This is a genomic window from Natronomonas sp. EA1, assembly GCF_051195035.1.
Classification (GTDB): domain Archaea; phylum Halobacteriota; class Halobacteria; order Halobacteriales; family Haloarculaceae; genus JBNTJV01.
The window spans coordinates 177,111-195,537 of record NZ_JBNTJV010000003.1 but is presented as its reverse complement, the minus strand read 5'-3'; the positions used below and the strand labels follow the sequence as shown (position 1 = coordinate 195,537).

The window sequence follows — 18,427 nt, the reverse complement described above, 5'->3', positions numbered from 1 at the left end:
CGACCGTAAGGTTTCAATCGGCCACGAGCGAACCCCCATCCATGTACGACAAGCTGAAGGGGTTCCGCGATTTCTACCCCGGCGAGATGGGGGCCCGCCGACAGGTGTTCGACACCGTCGAGGCCGCCGCCGGGCGCTACGGCTTCCGGGAGATCGGGACGCCCACGCTCGAACGCACCCAGATGTACGTCGACAAATCCGGCGAGGAGATCGTCGAGGAGCTCTACGCCTTCGAGGACAAGGGTGGCCGCGAGGTGTCGCTCACCCCCGAGCTCACCCCGACGGTCGCCCGGATGGTCGTCGCCAAACAGCAGGCGCTCTCGAAGCCCATCAAGTGGGTTTCCACTCGTCCGTTCTGGCGCTACGAACAGGTCCAGCAGGGCCGCTTCCGGGAGTTCTACCAGACGAACATCGACGTCTTCGGCTCCAGCGAGCCCGTCGCCGACGCCGAGGTGCTCGCCGTCGCCGCGGACGCGCTCACCGACCTCGGGCTGACGGGCGAGGACTTCGAGTTCCGGGTCTCCCACCGCGACATCCTGGGGAGCCTGCTCCGCTCGTTCGACGAGGGCGTCGACGTCCGGGCGGCGGTCCGTGCCGTGGACAAGTCCGCGAAGGTCGAGCACCCGGAATATCTCGGCCTGCTCTCGGACGCGGGGCTCACCTACGACGAGGCGGAGGCGTTCGACGACCTCCTTGCCGCGGGGAACGAAGACCTCGACGAACTGCTCGCGTACGCGGAGACGGACGAGCTCGTCGCCGCGGTCGAGAACCTGCAGGCCGTCCTCGACGCCGCCGCGGACCTCGGCGTCCGGGAGTTCTGTGAGGTCTCGCTGCGCACCGCACGGGGCCTCGACTACTACACCGGCGTCGTCTTCGAGTGCTTCGACACCACGGGCGATGTCTCGCGTGCGGTCTTCGGCGGCGGGCGCTACGACGACCTCATCGAGGACTTCGGCGGGCAGCCTACCCCCGCGGTCGGTGTCGCGCTCGGCGACGCCACCCTCCAGCTGCTGTGTGAGCGCGCGGGCGTCTGGCCCGACGAGGAGCCGGAGACCGACTACTACGTCCTCAGCGTGGGCGACACCCGCCCGGAGGCCTCCCGGGTCGCGCGCGACCTCCGCGCCCGCGGCCACGTCGTCGAGACGGACGTCTCCGACCGGTCGTTCGGCGCGCAGATGGGGTACGCGGACAGCATCAATGCGAAGACCGTCGTCATCGTCGGCGAGCAGGACCTCGCGAACGGCGAGGTGACGGTGAAGGATATGCAGTCGGGTGACCAGACGACCGCCCCCTTCGATGAGTTCCCCGGTGACGCCGACGCGCCGACGTACGACGACTACGCCTGAGGCCTCGAGTCCCCGTTCTCGCCCGCTGTGACGCCCCTCCGGGGGGTCACTTTTCTCCCCTGAAGACGTACTGTGCTAGCATGTACCGCACAATCCTCCTGCCGACGGACGGAAGCGCCCCGGCGCGGGCCGCGCTCGACCGGGCCCTGGAGTTCGCGGAGACGTACGACGCCGACCTCCACGCGCTGTACGTCGTCGATGCGGCGGCGTTCGGCCATCTGGACCCCGATGCGAGCATCATCGTCAACGGGTTCGAGGCGGAGGGGCGGCAGGTGCTCCAGGAGACGGCCGAGGCGGCCGCGAACGCGGGCGTCAGCTGTGAGACCGCCGTGGTCCACGGCTCGCCCCACGAGGGAATCCTGGAGTACGCCGACGACCACGACGTGGACCTCATCGTCATGGGGACGCACGGCCGACGCGGCCTCGACCGCTTCCTGCTGGGAAGCGTCACGGAGCGGGTCATCCGCGGGTCGTCGGTTCCGGTGCTCACGGTCCGCGCTCGCGAGGATTAAGACCCCTCACCCGCCAGTGGGGGTAATGCGCGCCTTCCGGGTGGCCTACGACGGGACTCGTTTTCGGGGCTTCCAGCGACAGCCCCACGGTGACACCGTCGAGGACGCGCTCTTCCGGGCGCTCGATCGGCTGGATATCGACACGCCCCCCGAGGGCTACGCCGCCGCGGGTCGCACCGACGCGGGCGTCTCCGCGACCCACCAGACGGTCGCCTTCGACGCGCCCGACTGGCTCACGCCCCGCGCGCTGAACAGCGAGCTCCCCGCGAGCGTCCGTTCGTGGGCCCACGCGGACGCGCCAGCGGGGTTCCACGCCACCCACGACGCCCGCGAGCGGCGCTACGCGTATCACCTCTACGCGCCCGAGGGGGAGACCCCACCGGGCGCCTCGGCCCCGATCAGCGAGCTACGGCTGCGCGACGCCGCACAGGTGCTCGGGGGCCGCCACGACTTCCACAACCTCACGCCCGACGAGGACGGGACGGACCGCCATCTCAGGCTACGGGTCGACCGTGAGGGGCCGTTCCTCGTCGTCCGGTTCCGCGCCGGAGGGTTCCCCCGGGAGTTCGTCCGCCGGGCCGTCACCCTCCTCCGGGCGGTGGGGGCGGGCGACCGCGACCTCGCGTTCGTCGAACGCGTCTGCTCCGACGAGCGCCTGCAGGGCCCCGACGGAATCGCGCCCGCCCCGCCGGGACCCCTCCTCCTGACGAGCGTCGCCTACCGGCTCGACTGGACGGTCGACGAGCAGGCCGCGGCGAGTCGCCGGGCGGTGTTCGCGGCGCGCCGGGCCGACCGCCTCGCGGGGGCGCGGGTCGCGGGGGCGCTCGCCGAGGGGGTCCCCACTCGCTGACGCCCACTCGCTGACGCCGGCTCCGTCGGTGAACGCGACGGGTTTAGGGGCTGCCCGGTCCTACCGTAGCCAATGAGTTCGGTTCCCGAGCGGAGCGACATCGACGAACAGTACACGTGGGACCTCACGGACCTCTTCGCGGACGACGAGGCGTGGGAGACGGCCTTCGCGGCGGTCTCCGAGCGGCTCGACGAGCTGCAGGCGTACGAGGGGCAGGTCACCGACGACGCCGGGACCCTGCTCGAGCTGCTCGAACTCCGCGAGGAGCTGATGCGGCAGGTCGCGAACGTCGTCGCCTACGCCCGGATGCGGTCGGACGAGGACACGACGAACCAGGAGTACCAGGCTCTCTCGGCCCGCGCGCAGTCGCTCGCCTCCGACGCGTCGAGCGCGGCCTCGTTCATCGAGCCGGAGCTCCAGGGAGTCGACCGCGAGACCCTCGAGACGTTCATCGACGAGGAGCCCGCCCTCGAGACGTACGAGCACTACTTCGACGACGTGCTGCGGATGAAACCCCACACGCGCTCGCCCGAGGTGGAGGAGCTGCTGGCGGAGCTCTCGGAGGTCACCGACGGCGCCAGCGAGGTGTACTCGATGCTGACGAACGCGGACATCGAGTTCCCGACCGTCGAGACGCCCGACGGTGAGGAGCAGCGGATCACCCAGTCGAACTTCACGACCCTCCAGCAGAACCCCGACCGCGAGTTCCGCAAGGAGGTGTACGACGCCTTCTACGGGACGTGGGGAGAGTACCGCAACAGCATCTCGACGGCGTACAAAAACAGCGTGAAGGCGGACGTGAAGCTCGCCCGCGCCCGGAACTACGACACGGCCCGCGAGGCGAGTCTCGACAGCGCCAACGTCCCCGTCGAGGTGTACGACAACCTCGTCGACACCGTCCGGGAGAACCTCGACGTGCTCCACGCCCACGCGGATCTCAAGCGGGAGGCGCTCGGCGTCGACGAGTTGGAGATGTGGGACCTCTACGCCCCCATCGCGGAGGGGGAGTCACCGGAAGTGAGCTACGAGGAGGCGAAAGAACACGTCGTCGAGGCCGTCGCCCCGCTCGGCGAGGACTACCAGCGCCGGGTCGAGGAGGGGCTCGAATCCCGATGGGTCGACGTCTACGAGAGCGAGGGGAAACGGTCCGGCGCGTACTCCGGCGGGACCTACGACTCCCAGCCGTACATCCTGATGAACTATCAGGACGACATCACCTCGATGTTCACGCTGGCCCACGAGCTGGGCCACTCGCTGCACTCCGACCTGACGAGCGACACCCAGCCGTACGTCTACTCGGGCTACGAGATCTTCGTAGCCGAGGTCGCCTCCACGGTGAACGAGGCGCTTCTTACCCACCACCTGCTCGACACCGTCGACGACGAGCGGTTCCGCCAGCACGTGCTCGACAACTACCTCGAACGCTTCCGGTCGACGCTGTTCCGCCAGACGATGTTCGCGGACTTCGAGCTACAGGCCCACGAGCGTAGCGAGGAGGGTGGGGCACTCACCGCCGACGTGCTGGACGAGGTCTACGGCGACCTCAAGGCGGCGTACTACGCGCCCGCGAACGTCGACGACCAGATCGCCCGCGAGTGGATGCGCATCCCGCACTTCTACTACGGCTACTACGTCTACCAGTACGCGACGGGCATCTCGGCTGCGGTCGCACTCGCCAACGGCATCCTGGAGGAGGGTGAGCCCGCGGCCGAGCGCTACCGGAACTTCCTGCGCTCGGGGTCCAGGCAGTACCCGCTTGACCTCCTGCGCGACGCCGGCGTGGATATGGCCTCGCCCGAACCGGTCGAGTCGGCCATCGAGACGTACGGTGAGTACGTCACGAGGTTCTCGGCGCTGCTGTAGCACCCCCGAAATCGGGGTGAGCCAACCCAAAGACACATTTACGCGGACGGCCCTAAACCCGATACCCAGATGTCCCGTAGCCCTTCGCTCCCGGAGCGCCCTCAGCTCGAGTTGGACCCCGAGATGTCCACCGAGGAACGGTTGACGGCGCTCAGAGAGCACTTCATCGACATCGTCGGCGTGCACGACGAGCTCGTCGACCAGCTCGAAACCGCCGAGAACCGGCAGGGAGAACTCCGCGAGGAGGTCGACGAGCTGCAACGCGAGAACGAGACGCTGAAGACCGCCTCGCTGTATCTGGCGACGGTCGAGGAGCTCACCGACGAGGGCGTCATTCTCAAACAGCACGGTAACAACCAGGAGGTGCTCACGGACGTGGCCCCCCGCCTGCAGGAGCGTCTCGACGCCGGTGACCGCGTCGCCATCAACGACTCTTTCGCCATCCAGTCCATCCTCGACGACGAGACGGACGCCCGGGCGCAGGCCATGCAGGTCACGGCCTCCCCGGACGTCTCCTACGAGGATATCGGTGGCATCGACCAGCAGGTCCGCGAGGTCCGCGAGGCCGTCGAGGACCCGCTGACCAACCCCGAGCAGTTCGAAGCTGTCGGCGTCGAACCCCCGACGGGCGTCCTCCTCTATGGCCCGCCGGGCACCGGGAAGACGATGCTGGCGAAGGCCGTCGCGAACGAGACCGACGCCACGTTCATCAAGATGGCCGGCTCCGAACTCGTCCAGAAGTTCATCGGCGAGGGTGCTCGGCTCGTCCGCGACCTCTTCCAGCTCGCTGCCGACCGCGAGCCGTGTATCATCTTCATCGACGAGATCGACGCCATCGCCTCGAAGCGAACCGAGTCCAAGACGAGCGGTGACGCCGAGGTCCAGCGGACGATGATGCAGCTCCTCTCCGAGATGGACGGCTTCGAGGACCGCGGTGACATCTCCATCATCGCCGCGACCAACCGCTTCGACATGCTCGACGACGCCATCCTGCGTCCCGGCCGGTTCGACCGCCTCATCGAGGTGCCCGAACCCGGCGCGGAGGGCCGCAAGCGCATCCTCGAGATTCACACCCGCGAGATGAACCTCTCGGGGAGCATCTCCTTCGACACCCTCGCCGAGGAGACCGAGGGCTTCTCCGGCGCGGAGATCGAGAGTCTCGCCACCGAGGCCGGGATGTTCGCCATCCGCGACGAGCGCACCGAGGTCCGACTGGAGGACTTCGAGGACGCCCTCGACAAGTTCGAGAACGACGAGGGCGCGGGCAGCAAGCCGACGATCGCGTTCCAGTAGCACCTTTTTTTACGGGGTCCTCGGGCACTTCGTGCCCTCGAACCCCGCCAAAAAATCTGCACCAAAAAATATCTTCGTGAGCATCGCGAGCGAAGGCTCGTGAGGCGAGCCTTGCGAGTCTCACGGTGCTCCTCGCCAGCCGAGGGCTGGCTCGTCGGCACTGAACCTCGTGAGGGCGCACGCGCCCTCACTCGGATGCTCGTCCGCGACCGCACAGCGACCGCAACAGCCCAGCCCTTCCCCGACTCACCCACCGTCGCGCGAATTGCGCTCCGGTGGGTTCCCGGCCCACTGCCTCCGCACCGCACCTACCTTTCCTGTGGTGCGACGGCCTCTCGCGCTGGCGAGGCCGCACGTACACACAGCCTCGCGCTCTCGCGCAGTGCTGCGCTCTCGTCCGCTTGCAGCCGGGCGTATGTGAGCGTACGAGGATTCAAATACGAGGCCGGGACCAGCGGCCCCATCGTCTGAACGGCGTCGAGTCGGGGCCGAGACGGGAGTGCGACCCACCCCACTCGACAGCGATGGGTCGCCTGTTCGCAATTTCTCGAGGAGCTGCCGCTGGCCATGTCGAACGCGAAGAGACGTGAGACGGATTACTCGTCTAGGACGAGGTTCCGCAGGATGTTCCCGTAGGCGGGACGGGTGACGAGGACGCCGAGGAGGACGCCCACGATGGTGATGATGGCGAAGCCCTGCAGGTCGCCGAGCGAGAGCACCGCGAGCGGGCTCATGGCGATGATGGTCGTCGCCGCGGCCGCGCCGATGACCCAGAACGCCTTGCGGAAGCGGGAGGCGAACACCTTCCCGGTTCTGACTTCACCCTGTTGGAGGATCTCGTCGGCGATGATGATGAGGTCGTCGACACCCGTGCCGATGACGGCGATGAAGCCGGCGATGTGCGAGAGGTCGAGCGCCAGCCCGACCGAGGCGGCGAAACCGAGCAGGAGGAACACCTCCGCGCCAGCGGTGAGGATCATCGGGAGGGCGACGCCGGGCTCACGGTAGCGGATGAAGACGGTGAGCGCGACCGCCAGCACCGCGATGAAGCCGGTGACGAGCGAGAAGGTCTTGAACTCCTGGGCGAGCGAGGGCTCGAGGAAGTAGGTCGTCCCCTGCCCCTGGATGGCGAGGTTCGTCGGGAGCGCGCCGGCCCGGAGGTTCACCTGCAGTTCGCGGGCCTCCTCCATCGAGGAGGCGGTCATCCGGAAGCCGGGGTCGGCGACGAACTGGCCGTTGTTGATGATCTCGGCGAGCCCGCTGCCCATCGACGAGGCGTAGACGATCTCGCCGTCGACGACGGTGAACAGACAGTAGCCGTAGTTCTCCTCGTCGGCCTGCCAGCGGCAGTTCTCGATGCCGCGATCGGAGGTGAAGCCGAACTCGCGCATCGCCTCGGCGAAGCGCTGGGCGGCGGGCTGAGTGAGCGTCGCCGGAACGTACGGCGGGCCGCGCTGGGGCTGCGTCGCCGTCCCGATGCTCGCGAGGTCGTTCTGCGAGATGAGCGGGACGCGGCGGTAGGTGCCGTTCTCGGTCGGGAAGCCGGCGACGATCTCCACCTGCCCGCGCGAGCTGATGAGCTCCAGCACCTCCTCTCGATTGGCGTTCGGCACCTCGACGAGGATGAACGCGCGGTCGTCCGTCGCCGAGCGGGAGATGGTCGCGGAGCCGCCGGTCAGGCCACCTTTGTTGATCTTCTGGTTCAACACCTGGACGGCGGTCTGGCGGGTGGGTTCGGTCACGCGGTTCTCCACGTCACTCGCCTGCACGTCGTAGCCCTCGGCGCGAAGCGCCTCGGCGACCTGCTCGCGGGTGACGTTCTGTGAGAACACCTCGACGGTCTGCAGCTGCGGGCGGACCTGTACGTCCGACAGCGAGAGGTCGAGCCGCTGTGAGACGTTCGTCTCGACGGCGTTCTCGTCGGTGGGTGAGACGGGGACGCCCGTCGCGGTCATCCCGACGAGCGGGGCGCGCACGCGGGTCCCACCGGAGAGTTCGAGGCCGTACTGGAGGTTCGTCGGCCCGGCGGCGGTGGTCGCGTTCCCGTCAGCGGAGGCGCCGGACGGGGCGAACAGCGCGGCCGCGCTCCCGACGAGGAGCACGACCATCAACACGATACGCCAGTTCTCGCGGATCATTTGGCGACCCCCTCGTACTTGTAGTAGCGAAGCAGGCTGACGTTGAGCATGTAGGTGTTCATGAGGTCTGCGGTGAGGCCGAACACGAGGATGATGCCGACCTCCGGCAGGAGCGGGATGCCGAACAGGCTCGCCGTGACTGCCATGACGGCCATGGCGGCCAGCGAGGTGAGCGTCATCGTCACACCGGTCCGCATCGCGCGGTAGGTGGACTCGTAGAACCCGCCACGCCGCCGGAGGACGTGGTTGTTCAGGAGCAGGTCGGAGTCGACGGAGTACCCGATGAGCATCAGGAGTGCCGCCACCGCGCCCAGCGAGAGCTCGATGCCGAAGACGTTCATCAGCGCCACGGGGATGACGATGTCCGAGAACGCCGAGGCGACGACGGCGATGGAGGGGACGAACGTTCGGAAGAGCAGGAAGACGAGGGCGCTCATCCCCACGAAGGCGACGGCGACGCCGAACAGCGCCTGGCGCTGTGAGTCACCGCCGAAGCTCGCGGAGCGGCCCTGTATCGAGTTGATGTCGTAGCCCACGGCCTCCGCCTGATTCTGGATGGCGGTCGTATCCTCCGACTGGAAGGTGACGATGTAGGTGTTCGCCTGTGACTGGATGGGCTGTATCGATTCGATATCCTCGTCGAACGCCTGCTCGATCTGGGCGGGCGAGTCGGTCGTCTGGAGCTGGAGCTCGGTCCCGCCCGTGAAGGCGATGCCGAGCGCCACCGGACTGCCGGTGAGGAGGAACTTGACCAGAATCACCAGCACGGCCAGTCCCAACACAGCAAGCGGGAACGCGACCAGCTGACGATTCGAGTACCGGGTGTAATCCACCTCCGGCACGTCGAACGAAACCATACTCACGGCTCCGGATACGGGCCGGATAAGCCTTCTCACTCTCGCCAGCGGGCGTGTGCGGGGCTCTCACACGGGCGCAAACCCTTCGGTTCCGGGGTGCGTACCCCCGCACATGAGCCGACTCGTCGTCTCCTATCCGGCGGACCTCTCGCTGTGGGGCCGCCAACAGCTCGACACCCGGCACTTCCGTGCGTGGCTCCTCCGCGCGCACGCCGACGCGACCGAGGGCGATGTCTACGAGGAGTTCCTCGACGTGGGCTGCTGTGGGAGTTCGCTCACGGTCCCGCTTCGGGTCGAGGCGGTGGACGGACCCCTCTCGCTCGAGAGCGAGGTGATCTACGAGGAGCGCGAGGCCTGTGGCATCGAGGGTGGCTGGCGCGTCCAGTCGCAGGCCGCTCCCGAGTAGCCCGTCACGAACCGCCCCGAACAGATTCATACCCGCGCGGCCGAAGGGTCACCCATGCCCCACCTCTCCCGGATCCGCGTCTATCCCGTGAAATCGCTCGACTCGCTCGACCTGGAGTCGGCGGAGGTCCTCCCCGCCGGCGGCCTCTCGCTCGACCGCGAGTGGGTGATGCGCTCGGGCGGGCAGGCAATCACGGGGAAGACCGAGCAGCGCACCCATCGGCTCCGCTCGGCGTACGAACGGCCGGCGACGCTCGAACTCCGAGAGCACGGGACCGACGACGGCCAGCGGTTCGACCTCGAAACCGAGCGCGACGATGCCGAGGCGTGGCTCGCCGACTACTTCGGGATGGACGTCTCGCTCGACCGCGACGCCCGCGGGGGGTTCCCGGACGACACCCACGCCGCGGGGCCGACGGTGATCGCCACGGCCACGCTCGAAGCCGTCGCGGAGTGGTACGGCGGGACGGTCGAGGACGCGCGGCGACGGCTCCGCCCGAACCTCGAGATCGGGGGCGTCGAGCCGTTCTGGGAGGACCGGCTCTACGCCGACCGGGACTCGGTCAGGGGGTTCTCCATCGGCGAGGCTACCTTCGAGGGCGTGAACCCCTGCCAGCGGTGTGTCGTCCCGACGCGTGACCCGGATACGGGCGCGGAGACGCCGGGCTTCCGCGAGCAGTTCGTACAGCAGCGAGAGGAGACGCTTCCCGAGTGGGCGAACGAGGACTGGTTCGACCACTACTTCCGGCTGATGGTGAACACCCGCGTCCCACAGGAGACGGTCGGCTCCGTGCTCGATGTCGGCGACGAGGTAGAGATCGGGTCGGTCTCCCCGAGTTAGGGGAGATACCGGACGGCGAGGACGCCGACGCCCTCGCGCACTTCGCTTCTGATTTCGACGCGTTCGACCTCGGGGATGCGGGCGGCCCGTTCGAGCGTGCCAGGGTCCCCGCGCACGTCCTCGATGGCCTCCTCTAGCTGGTCGGTGGGGACGGTCAGGACGTGGATCTCGCCTTTGCCGGCGCGCTCGCGGCGCGTGAGCTCGCCGACGCCCTGCTCCGTGGCGATCTCGCGCTCCTGTACCGTGGGGGGTTCCTCGCTGGTCTCGACGCGGACGCGGCGGCGACGCTCCACCTCGGTGACGCGCCAGGTCACCTCCATCGGCGGGTCGGCGGAGAGCTGTCCCTCGATGACGTCGTGTTCCTCCACGCCGGGGTTCTCGGCGAGGGTGTGGACCTGGCCCCCGTCGACGTCCTGGAGGACGGCGGAGTCCGGCTCTGCGTGCGTCACGAGGAAGGTGCCCGACTTCTCGGTCATCACCCGATGATGGATGGCGAGCCCTTTCCGTTCATCGGTCGAGCGCGCGGTGGACGCCGTACATGGCGAGTGCGACGAGTGCTGGAATCCCGGCGGCGCCCGCGGTCGGGACCGCGTAGAGGACGCGGATGAGCGGGGCGAAGAGCCCGGACGGTGCGGGTCGGGTGACGGGCTCTCCGTCGAGGACGAACTCGGGTGGGACGGAGGCGACGAGGCCCAGATACAGCGAGAGGAGAAACAGGAGGCCCATCCCGGCGAGCGCGGCGTCGTAGCGGGTGTCGCTCCCCGCTCGCCGGTGGCGACGGGCGACGAGCAACACCGGGGCGATGACGGGGAACAGCACGAGCAGGGCGACGACGATGACGAACGCCCGGGCGAAGGTGAACGTCCCTCCTCCAGTGCCGAGGGTGTTCGCCACGGTGGTGATGAGCGCGAAGACGAAGACCAGCGCCAGCAGCAGTGCAACGAGCCCCCCCAGGAGTACGTACCCGCGAAAGAGCCGCGAGTCGCTTCGCCGGAAGGCGTAGGGGAACGCGCCGAACAGCCCGGAGTAGGCGTCCTCGGTCATTGTGGGTGATAGGGGGAGGAGTCGAATACCGATTTCGTCTTCGGTTCTCCACCCAGCCAACGGAACGGCTTTCCCTCCTCCCCCGGGAGCGGGAGTATGCGTGTAGACATCGGCAACGCGCTCGACACCGTGGTCACGCCCGGTGTGAGCGCCGATGCCCTCGATCGGCTCGATTCCCGTGTCGCCGAGGCACACGACCGTATCGCCCGCGGCATGGCCGACGACGCGTTCGGCTACGCCAGCCTGAACCTCCCCGAGACCACGGATGCGGCCGCCATCGAGGCGGCCGTCGCGGAGGTGGACGCCACCGCCGTCCTCACCGTCGGTATCGGGGGCTCCGCGCTCGGCGCGCTCACGCTCTCGCGGGCGCTCGGGGAACACAATCACTACGTCCTCGACAACGTCGACCCCGAGTACACCCGCGACCTGCTCGACTCGCTCGACCTCTCGCGGCTCGCGGTGAACGTCGTCTCGCGGTCGGGAACGACGGCGGAGACGCTCGCGAACTTCCTCGTCGTGCAGGAGGCGATGGAGTCGGCGGGCGTCGACTGGACGGAGCGAACCGTCGTCACGACGGGCGAGGCGGGGCCGCTCCGCGAGCTCGCCGCGGAGCACGACCTGCCCGCACTCGACGTTCCCGAAGGGGTTCCGGGGCGCTTCTCCGCGCTCTCTGCCGTGGGACTCGTCCCCGCCGCCATCCTCGGGCACGACATCGAGGCCGTGCTGGCGGGCGCTCGCGAGGCCCGCGACTCGCTGTCGGGGAGCCTCCTCGACTGTCCCGCCTATGGATATGGAGCGGTCGCCTACGCGCTCGACCAGCGCGGGGCGAACGTCTCGGCGTTCATGCCCTACGCCGAGGCGCTGGAGCCGTTCGCCGAGTGGTACGCCCAGCTGTGGGCCGAATCCCTGGGCAAAGACGGCCAGGGCCAGACCCCCGCACGGGCGCTGGGGGCGACGGACCAGCACTCCCAGCTCCAGCTGTATCGCGCGGGACGGCACGACAAGCTCGTCACCCTCATCCGGCCCCGCGAGCGCGCGGACGTGGCCATCCCCGAGACGGGCGTCGAGGGGCTCTCCTACCTGAGCGGGGCGACGCTCGGCGACCTGCTCGACGCGGAGTTCGAGGCGACCGAGGCGAGTCTCGCCGCGGCGGGCCAGCCCAACGTCCGGGTCGAGGTGGAGCGCGTCGATGCTCACGGTATCGGCGACCTGCTGTTCTCGTTCGAGGCGGCGTGCATCCTCGTCGGGGAACTCATGGGCGTGGAGACGTTCACCCAGCCCGCGGTGGAGTGGGGGAAGAAGGCCGCCCGCGGCCTGCTCGGCGGCGGCGAGTTCGCGGAGGCCGAGGCGGTCGCGGCGAAGGAACGGCTCGTCATCGAATAGGAAAAGGAGTATGAGCGGTCGGTTCCAACTCCGACCGTGTCAGATTACACCGGACTCGATGGCGGGGACGCCGGGGACCGGCTCCGGGCGGTCGGTGCGGGGATCGGCCTCACCCTCGGCGGGTTCCTCGTCGCCACCATCGTCATCGTCCTCGGCATCACGGTCCTCGGGACGTTCACGAACATCCGCGACCAGCTCGTCCTGCTGTACCCGACGACGGTCATCCTCCAGGGGCTCGGCTTCGGGCTCACCGTCGCCGCGTTCCTCTACGCGACGGAACGCACGGGGCTCGTGAAAGCCCGGCTCCCCTCGCTTTCGGACTTGGGGCTCACCGTCCTCGGAACGATCGCCCTCATCGCCACCCTCGCGGGCGTCAACGTGGTGTTCACCGTACTCGGCGTCGAGGCCGCCTCGAACCAGATCGTCGAGATCGGCGCCCAGAACCCCGAGATCATGCTGTATATGATCCCGCTCGCCTTCCTCGTCATCGGTCCCGGCGAGGAGCTGCTCTTTCGCGGGGCGATCCAGGGCATCATGCGCGAGTCGTACGCCGCGGTGCCGGCCATCGTGCTCTCGTCGGCGCTGTTCGCCGTCGCGCACGTCACCGCGCTCACGACCCCCTCGCTGGCCGCGAAGACCGCGACCATCGCGGCGCTGTTCGCTCTGTCGCTCATCCTCGGGGCGCTCTACGAGTACACGGAGAACCTCGTGGTCCCGTCGCTCGTCCACGGCGCGTACGACGCCATCCTCTTCGTCGCCATCTACGCGCAGGCGACCGGGATGGTCGCGTGAACGGCCGCCTGAACGGCCGCGTGACGCTCGTCTGACGAGTGTTTATACCTCTTGGTAGCATACCCCACGCTATGAAGCGATACACCCTCGTGTGTGATGACGAGCGCGCGCAGGAGATCGGGCGTATCGCGAAGGAGTACGGCCTGACCGAGGGTGAGGTGCTCGACCAGCTCGTGGCGATCGGGCTGGAGTCCGTGGAAGACCCCGAGACCCCGCTTCGGATCTAAGCCGGGTTCTTCCGCTCGAGGTCGCTGCCGCAGATGACACACCGTTCGTGGTGTTCGTCGAACGTGCGCCCACAGCCCTGACACTGGTAGTCCCAGTCGAGCTGCTGGTCGATCCCCTCCTGTGCGATGACCTCGACCGCGACATCGAGCTTGCTCGCGACGTTCTGCATCGCGTAGTCGTCGGTGACGAGCCGTGCGTCCAGCTCGTAGGCGGTGGCGATGAGCCGGATGTCCGTCTCGGAGAGCACCTCCAGGTCGCCCGTCTCGCGGGCCGCGCGCTCGACGCGGCTGACGTTGTCCGGGCTCGGGACGTGGAGCGTCATTCCGGAGCCCTCCAGCGCGTCGAACCGGTAGCTCGCGGAGTCCTCGAGCTCCTCGCGGACCATCGGGATGGAGACGATCTCCTCGTCGGTCGTGTAGTCGTTGATAAACGCGGAGGAATCGAGAACGTCCATTACCGGCCGACGACGATGTGGTCCTTCACTGCCTGCACGTTCGCGACGGGCACGAGATAGTGTCCCTGTGCGTCACGCGGGAAGGTGGCACTGCCTGCGGTCTCGGCGGGGTCGACGACGAGGTTCTCCAGCGTCCCCGATTTGAGATCCATCGTGATGTTGTACAGCAGGCCGAGTTCGGCACCATCGCTCCCGACGACGGATTTCCCCGAGAGGTTCTCGGCGAGTATCTCTGGCATGCTCGGACGGTGAGCGCGCCGCACCATAAACGCCACGGGGCCCGTCTGACGGCCGTCATCCGGGTCGAATTCGGGTCAACGTTCAAGGGCGTTCGCGCCGCCCCTCCGGTATGAAACGCCGCACCCTGCTGTCTGCCCTCCCGTTCGTCGCGCTCGCCGGCTGTTCGAGCGGGGAGTCGACGCCCACGGAGACCCCGACGCCCGAGTCGACGCCCACGGAGACCCCGACGCCCGAGTCGACGCCCACGGAGACCCCGACGCCCGAGTCGACGCCCACGGAGACCCCGACGCCCGAGTCGACGCCCACGGAGACCCCGACGCCCGAGTCGACGCCCACGGAGACCCCGACGCCCGAGTCGACGCCCACGGAGACCCCGACCGCGGAGTCGACACCCACGGAAACGCCGACGGAGACCCCCGTCGAGAACCCCGACCAGCGGGTCATCGTCGGCCCCGGTGGCTCGCTCCGGTTCGACCCCGCGAGCTTCACCATCGCGGTCGGGGAGACCGTCCAATGGGAGTGGGCCTCCTCGGGCCACAACGTCGCCGTCACCGCCGCCCCCGACGGCAGCTCCTGGGAGGGGAAGGACGCGAAGCTCTACAGCAGCGGGACGGTCCACGTCCACACCTTCGAGACCGCCGGCACCTACGAGTACGTCTGTCAACCCCACCAGAGCGCCGGGATGACCGGCCGGTTCACGGTGGAGTAGGGCGCGACCGACCGCAGCGCCAGCGAGGACGGTCGCGTTCGCGGACGTTCCTGAATCGCGACCGTCCTCGCTCGCTGCTGTTTGTTGCGGTCGGTGTCGATGTCCGCCTGCGACCGTCCTCTCTTCTCGTTGCTCGCGGTCGCTCGCGCGTTTGTCTGCGAGCGTCCTCGCTCCCTTCGGTCACTGTGGTCAAGTGCGTTGCCCGCGTGCGAGCGTCCTCGATCAGTTCGCTCGCTGTGGTCGGGTGGTCGCCCGCGTGCGAGCGTCCTCGCTCCCTCCGGTCGCTGTGGTCGCTCGCACTACTTCTGAAAGAGTTATGTGCAGCCGAAGGCCAACGTGAGCCAAGGGATTTTCTATGTCTGATACGGATTCGGCGACACGGGACGAGGGGCTCAGAACCCCCATCGTAGCGGTGCTGGGGCACGTCGACCACGGGAAGACGAGCCTGCTCGACAAGATCAGGGGCTCGACGGTGCAGGCGGGTGAGGCCGGGGCCATCACCCAGCACATCGGGGCGACGGCGGTGCCGCTCGACGTCATCTCCGAGATGGCCGGCGCGCTCGTCAACCCCGACGACTTCGACCTGCCGGGGCTGCTGTTCATCGACACGCCGGGGCACCACTCCTTCTCGACGCTCCGCTCCCGCGGTGGCGCGCTCGCGGACATCGCCGTCCTCGTCGTCGACGTGAACGACGGCTTCCAGCCGCAGACGCTCGAGGCCATCGACATCCTCAAGCGGACGAAGACGCCCTTCATCGTGGCCGCGAACAAGATCGACACCGTGCCGGGGTGGAACCCCCAGCCGGACCTCCCGGTCCAGCAGACGCTCGAGAAGCAGTCCGACCAGGCCGAGAGCCGGCTCAACACCGCGCTCTACGAGGTCATCGGCGAGCTCTCGGAGAACGGCTACCCCGCCGATATGTACTGGCGGGTGCAGGACTTCCAGGCCAACGTCGGCGTGGTGCCCGTCTCCGCGATGACCGGCGAGGGCGTCCCGGACCTCCTTGCCGTGCTCATGGGGCTCTCCCAGCGCTATCTCAAGGACGGGATGAGCGTCGACGTGTCCGGGCCGGGTGCCGGCACCGTCCTCGAGGTGAAAGAGGAGCGAGGGTTCGGGACGACCATCGACGTGGTGCTGTACGACGGCACCGTCACGAAGGACGACACCATCGTCGTGGGCGGGAAGAACGACACCATCGTCACCGACGTGCGGGCGCTGCTCCAGCCCCGCCCCCTGGCAGAAATCCGGACGGAAAAGCAGTTCGAGAAGGTCGACGAGGTGCGGGCCGCGTCGGGGATCAAGATCGCCGCGCCGGAGCTCGACGACGCGATGGCCGGCGCCCCCGTGCGCGTCGTTCGCGACCAGCCCGTCGAGGAGGTCATCGAGGCAGTCGAGGCCGAGCTCGCCGACATCGAGGTCCACACCGAGGAGGAGGGCATCGTCGTCAAGGCCGACACCCTCGGCTCGCTGGAGGCGATCGCCAGCGCGCTGTCGGAGGCCGAGGTCCCCATCGTCCGCGCCGAGGTGGGCGACGTGGCCCCGCGGGACGTGGCCGTCGCCTCCACGGCCGACGAGCCCATCCACGAGACCATCCTCGCGTTCAACGTCGACGTGCTCCCCGACGCCGAACAGCGCGCCGACGAGCAGGGCGTCCGCATCTTCCGCGACGACGTCATCTACCAGCTCATCGAGGAGTACGAGGAGTACGTCGAGGGGATCAAACGCGCCCAGCAGGAGCAGATCATGGACAAGATCATCCGCCCCTGCCGGTTCCGCATCCTCGACGACCACACCTTCCGGCAGTCCGACCCCGCCGTCGTCGGCGTGGAGGTGCTCTCGGGTACCCTCAAGCGCAACACCCACGTCGGGAAGTGGGAGGATGGAGAGTTGAAGCGGAAGGGCCTCCTGAAGTCGATTCAGGCCGGCGGCGAGGACGTGGACTCCGCCCAGACCGGCGAGCAGGTCGCCGTCTCCATCGAGGGCCCCACCGTGGGCCGCCAGATCAAGGAGGGCGACGAGCTCTGGACCGACCTCCCCGAGAAACATGCGAAGATCTTAGAACAGGAGCTCGCGAGTGACCTCCCCGCGAACGAGATCGAGGCGCTCCAGCTGTACCTGGAGAAACAGCGGAAGCGGGACCCGTTCTGGGGCAAGTAACACTGGGAAATTATTTTATCAAGGCCAGTCAACTGATGAGTAATGAACAACTCATTTGAGGACTTTCCTGAATTAGCTTCACATCTACACAAAGTCGAGGCTATTTGCTATGAGTGAATATGTAGCAGTTGATACTGCAAGTCCTCCTGGTGGCGATTTATTTTTCACGGTCGGTGTTGTGGTCGAAATATCGGACAAAGACAAATTTAGAAGCTACTATTTTGAAAAAATTCGCAATTTTCTTCGCACCCACCAAATCGAAATCCCATTCCCCGTAATCAAAGCCCGAACTATCGTCGATAACCTTCCGAGCTATGAAATTAGGGACGGGAATCAAAGGCTGGTACAAGATTTGATTTCAAATCCCGGCATTAGCCGTATCAATATTAGTATTGGATGGTACGGTGCCGATGTTCAATTAGGCTTCAAAGATAGTGCTAACCTGAATGGCAATACGTTCGCGTCAGATTATCTTGAGCAGTACTTCAATATTGTGGCCTTATGGCGATACCATAAGTCACACACTCAAAATCTCGCACCAGAGGCACTTATTGACAATGTCCAGGGACATATCACTAAAGCATGGAAATACTGCGGAAATGAGTTTGATTTAAATTTCATCCCGAACGGTGATTTGACTTATCCCAGCCTCTCAACTGCTGATATTATAGCTTATAATTTGGGCACTTATCTGGCTGGTCATGAAGAAGATAAACTGACCAATTTTCCTGACATTGCTTCTGAATATATTATCCAGCGCCGTAATTGGGACGTTCAACCATATATTCATGCAGAGGCAGTGAACGAACGATATACCGATCACATCGTTCCCACACTCCCATACACTATCCAAGATTCAATCCACTACCCCCACCCAGTCTTGTTTATCCACGATGAGATACTCAGCGGCGAGGACAAGAGTGTCCTACCAAGAACAGATTTCCATGCAATCGCTAGGAAATGGGCCTACGAGAATGACGGGTGTGTCGTCAATCTTAAACCGAGCAGACTACCTGGAATCCTTCGCAGTGACGACGTAATTGTTTACACGAAAGGGAGTGATTCTTCCGTCCCTCGCCTGTTACAGGATTTACATCCCACAAAAGAACTCGAAATAATGGATAGCGATGAGCTAATTGATGAATTAACTTCGTGAAGAGGAGTGTCACCGCGCCCCGGTGGGGCGCGATTCACATGTGTACGTACGCGACTCCCGACGTATAAGATTTTCTTAATTATCGTGTGAGGTCCTCCACAGTGATTGTTTATAAACTATTTGTAAGCCCTGGCGCGACTGTTTCGTAGCTTTCGCCG

At 66.6% G+C, this 18,427-nt stretch carries 19 protein-coding genes; 13 read left to right on the top strand and 6 right to left on the bottom strand.

The genetic code is table 11. The features are described from left to right. Positions 1-41: 41 nt before the first annotated feature. The 5 genes from hisS to pan2 all read left to right on the top strand — a co-directional run bounded on the left by hisS (position 42) and on the right by pan2 (position 5,864). Entirely contained in the window at positions 42-1,346 is a 1,305-nt protein-coding gene (hisS, locus tag ACQUQR_RS10545) for a histidine--tRNA ligase (RefSeq protein ID WP_435196438.1), read from the top strand. 80 nt (positions 1,347-1,426) lie between these two features. Continuing rightward, positions 1,427-1,858 (top strand): universal stress protein, encoded by a 432-nt coding sequence (locus ACQUQR_RS10540; protein WP_435196437.1) that lies wholly within the window; start codon positions 1,427-1,429, stop codon positions 1,856-1,858. A 25-nt stretch (positions 1,859-1,883) separates the two neighbouring features. Next, positions 1,884-2,708, top strand: coding sequence for a tRNA pseudouridine(38-40) synthase TruA (gene truA, locus ACQUQR_RS10535; RefSeq protein ID WP_435196436.1), 825 nt, complete (start codon positions 1,884-1,886; stop codon positions 2,706-2,708). 72 nt (positions 2,709-2,780) lie between these two features. Continuing rightward, complete coding sequence (gene pepF / locus ACQUQR_RS10530; protein WP_435196435.1) at positions 2,781-4,571, top strand: oligoendopeptidase F; 1,791 nt, start codon at positions 2,781-2,783, stop codon at positions 4,569-4,571. A gap of 69 nt (positions 4,572-4,640) precedes the next feature. Next, the gene (gene pan2, locus ACQUQR_RS10525) at positions 4,641-5,864 is read left to right on the top strand and encodes a proteasome-activating nucleotidase Pan2 (RefSeq protein ID WP_435196434.1); all 1,224 of its coding nucleotides are present in this window, start codon (positions 4,641-4,643) and stop codon (positions 5,862-5,864) included. Between the two features lie 596 nt (positions 5,865-6,460). On the opposite strand, the gene ACQUQR_RS10520 is transcribed toward pan2, so the two are convergent. Then, positions 6,461-8,002 carry a preprotein translocase subunit SecD gene (locus ACQUQR_RS10520; RefSeq protein ID WP_435196433.1) on the bottom strand — a complete coding sequence of 514 codons (1,542 nt, stop codon included), beginning with the start codon at positions 8,000-8,002 and terminating at the stop codon, positions 6,461-6,463. Next, positions 7,999-8,859 (bottom strand): protein translocase subunit SecF, encoded by an 861-nt coding sequence (gene secF, locus ACQUQR_RS10515; RefSeq protein WP_435196432.1) that lies wholly within the window; start codon positions 8,857-8,859, stop codon positions 7,999-8,001. Before secF ends, ACQUQR_RS10520 begins: the two co-directional genes overlap by 4 nt. A 112-nt stretch (positions 8,860-8,971) precedes the next feature. Here secF and ACQUQR_RS10510 point away from each other — a divergent pair, with 112 nt between their 5' ends. Then, positions 8,972-9,265 carry a hypothetical protein gene (locus ACQUQR_RS10510; RefSeq protein ID WP_435196431.1) on the top strand — a complete coding sequence of 98 codons (294 nt, stop codon included), beginning with the start codon at positions 8,972-8,974 and terminating at the stop codon, positions 9,263-9,265. 54 nt (positions 9,266-9,319) lie between these two features. Then, positions 9,320-10,105, top strand: coding sequence for an MOSC domain-containing protein (locus ACQUQR_RS10505; RefSeq protein ID WP_435196430.1), 786 nt, complete (start codon positions 9,320-9,322; stop codon positions 10,103-10,105). Here the strand turns inward: ACQUQR_RS10505 and ACQUQR_RS10500 are convergent. Both ACQUQR_RS10500 and ACQUQR_RS10495 read right to left on the bottom strand, forming a co-directional pair. Then, complete coding sequence (locus ACQUQR_RS10500; RefSeq protein ID WP_435196429.1) at positions 10,102-10,581, bottom strand: DUF5812 family protein; 480 nt, start codon at positions 10,579-10,581, stop codon at positions 10,102-10,104. The two genes, ACQUQR_RS10505 and ACQUQR_RS10500, sit on opposite strands and share 4 nt — an antisense overlap. 31 nt (positions 10,582-10,612) lie before the next feature. Beyond that, positions 10,613-11,149, bottom strand: a complete 537-nt coding sequence (locus tag ACQUQR_RS10495) for a hypothetical protein (protein ID WP_435196428.1) — start codon at positions 11,147-11,149, stop codon at positions 10,613-10,615. Between the two features lie 96 nt (positions 11,150-11,245). Here ACQUQR_RS10495 and ACQUQR_RS10490 point away from each other — a divergent pair, with 96 nt between their 5' ends. The 3 genes from ACQUQR_RS10490 to ACQUQR_RS10480 all read left to right on the top strand — a co-directional run bounded on the left by ACQUQR_RS10490 (position 11,246) and on the right by ACQUQR_RS10480 (position 13,551). Further along, on the top strand, positions 11,246-12,532 hold the full coding sequence (locus ACQUQR_RS10490) for a glucose-6-phosphate isomerase (protein ID WP_435196427.1): 1,287 nt from the start codon (positions 11,246-11,248) through the stop codon (positions 12,530-12,532). A gap of 36 nt (positions 12,533-12,568) precedes the next feature. Then, positions 12,569-13,324 (top strand): CPBP family intramembrane glutamic endopeptidase, encoded by a 756-nt coding sequence (locus tag ACQUQR_RS10485; protein WP_435196426.1) that lies wholly within the window; start codon positions 12,569-12,571, stop codon positions 13,322-13,324. A 71-nt stretch (positions 13,325-13,395) separates the two neighbouring features. Then, complete coding sequence (locus tag ACQUQR_RS10480; protein ID WP_435196425.1) at positions 13,396-13,551, top strand: CopG family transcriptional regulator; 156 nt, start codon at positions 13,396-13,398, stop codon at positions 13,549-13,551. On the opposite strand, the gene ACQUQR_RS10475 is transcribed toward ACQUQR_RS10480, so the two are convergent. Together ACQUQR_RS10475 and ACQUQR_RS10470 are read right to left on the bottom strand one after the other, a co-directional pair. Further along, positions 13,548-14,006, bottom strand: coding sequence for an NOB1 family endonuclease (locus ACQUQR_RS10475; RefSeq protein WP_435196424.1), 459 nt, complete (start codon positions 14,004-14,006; stop codon positions 13,548-13,550). The genes ACQUQR_RS10480 and ACQUQR_RS10475 overlap by 4 nt on opposite strands. Continuing rightward, entirely contained in the window at positions 14,006-14,245 is a 240-nt protein-coding gene (locus ACQUQR_RS10470; RefSeq protein ID WP_435196423.1) for a PRC-barrel domain-containing protein, read from the bottom strand. Before ACQUQR_RS10470 ends, ACQUQR_RS10475 begins: the two co-directional genes overlap by 1 nt. A gap of 110 nt (positions 14,246-14,355) precedes the next feature. Here ACQUQR_RS10470 and ACQUQR_RS10465 point away from each other — a divergent pair, with 110 nt between their 5' ends. From ACQUQR_RS10465 to ACQUQR_RS10455, 3 genes are all read left to right on the top strand, one after another. Then, positions 14,356-14,955 (top strand): plastocyanin/azurin family copper-binding protein, encoded by a 600-nt coding sequence (locus ACQUQR_RS10465; RefSeq protein WP_435196422.1) that lies wholly within the window; start codon positions 14,356-14,358, stop codon positions 14,953-14,955. A gap of 355 nt (positions 14,956-15,310) precedes the next feature. Continuing rightward, on the top strand, positions 15,311-17,113 hold the full coding sequence (gene infB, locus ACQUQR_RS10460) for a translation initiation factor IF-2 (RefSeq protein WP_435196421.1): 1,803 nt from the start codon (positions 15,311-15,313) through the stop codon (positions 17,111-17,113). A 109-nt stretch (positions 17,114-17,222) separates the two neighbouring features. Then, positions 17,223-18,269 (top strand): hypothetical protein, encoded by a 1,047-nt coding sequence (locus tag ACQUQR_RS10455; protein WP_435196420.1) that lies wholly within the window; start codon positions 17,223-17,225, stop codon positions 18,267-18,269. Positions 18,270-18,427: the final 158 nt, after the last annotated feature.

Coding starts and splice junctions, on each gene's coding strand:
- hisS (WP_435196438.1), top strand. CDS start 42: ATGTACGACAAGCTGAAGGGGTTCCGCGATTTCTACCCCGGCGAGATG.
- ACQUQR_RS10540 (WP_435196437.1), top strand. CDS start 1,427: ATGTACCGCACAATCCTCCTGCCGACGGACGGAAGCGCCCCGGCGCGG.
- truA (WP_435196436.1), top strand. CDS start 1,884: ATGCGCGCCTTCCGGGTGGCCTACGACGGGACTCGTTTTCGGGGCTTC.
- pepF (WP_435196435.1), top strand. CDS start 2,781: ATGAGTTCGGTTCCCGAGCGGAGCGACATCGACGAACAGTACACGTGG.
- pan2 (WP_435196434.1), top strand. CDS start 4,641: ATGTCCCGTAGCCCTTCGCTCCCGGAGCGCCCTCAGCTCGAGTTGGAC.
- ACQUQR_RS10520 (WP_435196433.1), bottom strand. CDS start 8,002: ATGATCCGCGAGAACTGGCGTATCGTGTTGATGGTCGTGCTCCTCGTC.
- secF (WP_435196432.1), bottom strand. CDS start 8,859: ATGGTTTCGTTCGACGTGCCGGAGGTGGATTACACCCGGTACTCGAAT.
- ACQUQR_RS10510 (WP_435196431.1), top strand. CDS start 8,972: ATGAGCCGACTCGTCGTCTCCTATCCGGCGGACCTCTCGCTGTGGGGC.
- ACQUQR_RS10505 (WP_435196430.1), top strand. CDS start 9,320: ATGCCCCACCTCTCCCGGATCCGCGTCTATCCCGTGAAATCGCTCGAC.
- ACQUQR_RS10500 (WP_435196429.1), bottom strand. CDS start 10,581: ATGACCGAGAAGTCGGGCACCTTCCTCGTGACGCACGCAGAGCCGGAC.
- ACQUQR_RS10495 (WP_435196428.1), bottom strand. CDS start 11,149: ATGACCGAGGACGCCTACTCCGGGCTGTTCGGCGCGTTCCCCTACGCC.
- ACQUQR_RS10490 (WP_435196427.1), top strand. CDS start 11,246: ATGCGTGTAGACATCGGCAACGCGCTCGACACCGTGGTCACGCCCGGT.
- ACQUQR_RS10480 (WP_435196425.1), top strand. CDS start 13,396: ATGAAGCGATACACCCTCGTGTGTGATGACGAGCGCGCGCAGGAGATC.
- ACQUQR_RS10475 (WP_435196424.1), bottom strand. CDS start 14,006: ATGGACGTTCTCGATTCCTCCGCGTTTATCAACGACTACACGACCGAC.
- ACQUQR_RS10470 (WP_435196423.1), bottom strand. CDS start 14,245: ATGCCAGAGATACTCGCCGAGAACCTCTCGGGGAAATCCGTCGTCGGG.
- ACQUQR_RS10465 (WP_435196422.1), top strand. CDS start 14,356: ATGAAACGCCGCACCCTGCTGTCTGCCCTCCCGTTCGTCGCGCTCGCC.
- infB (WP_435196421.1), top strand. CDS start 15,311: ATGTCTGATACGGATTCGGCGACACGGGACGAGGGGCTCAGAACCCCC.
- ACQUQR_RS10455 (WP_435196420.1), top strand. CDS start 17,223: ATGAGTGAATATGTAGCAGTTGATACTGCAAGTCCTCCTGGTGGCGAT.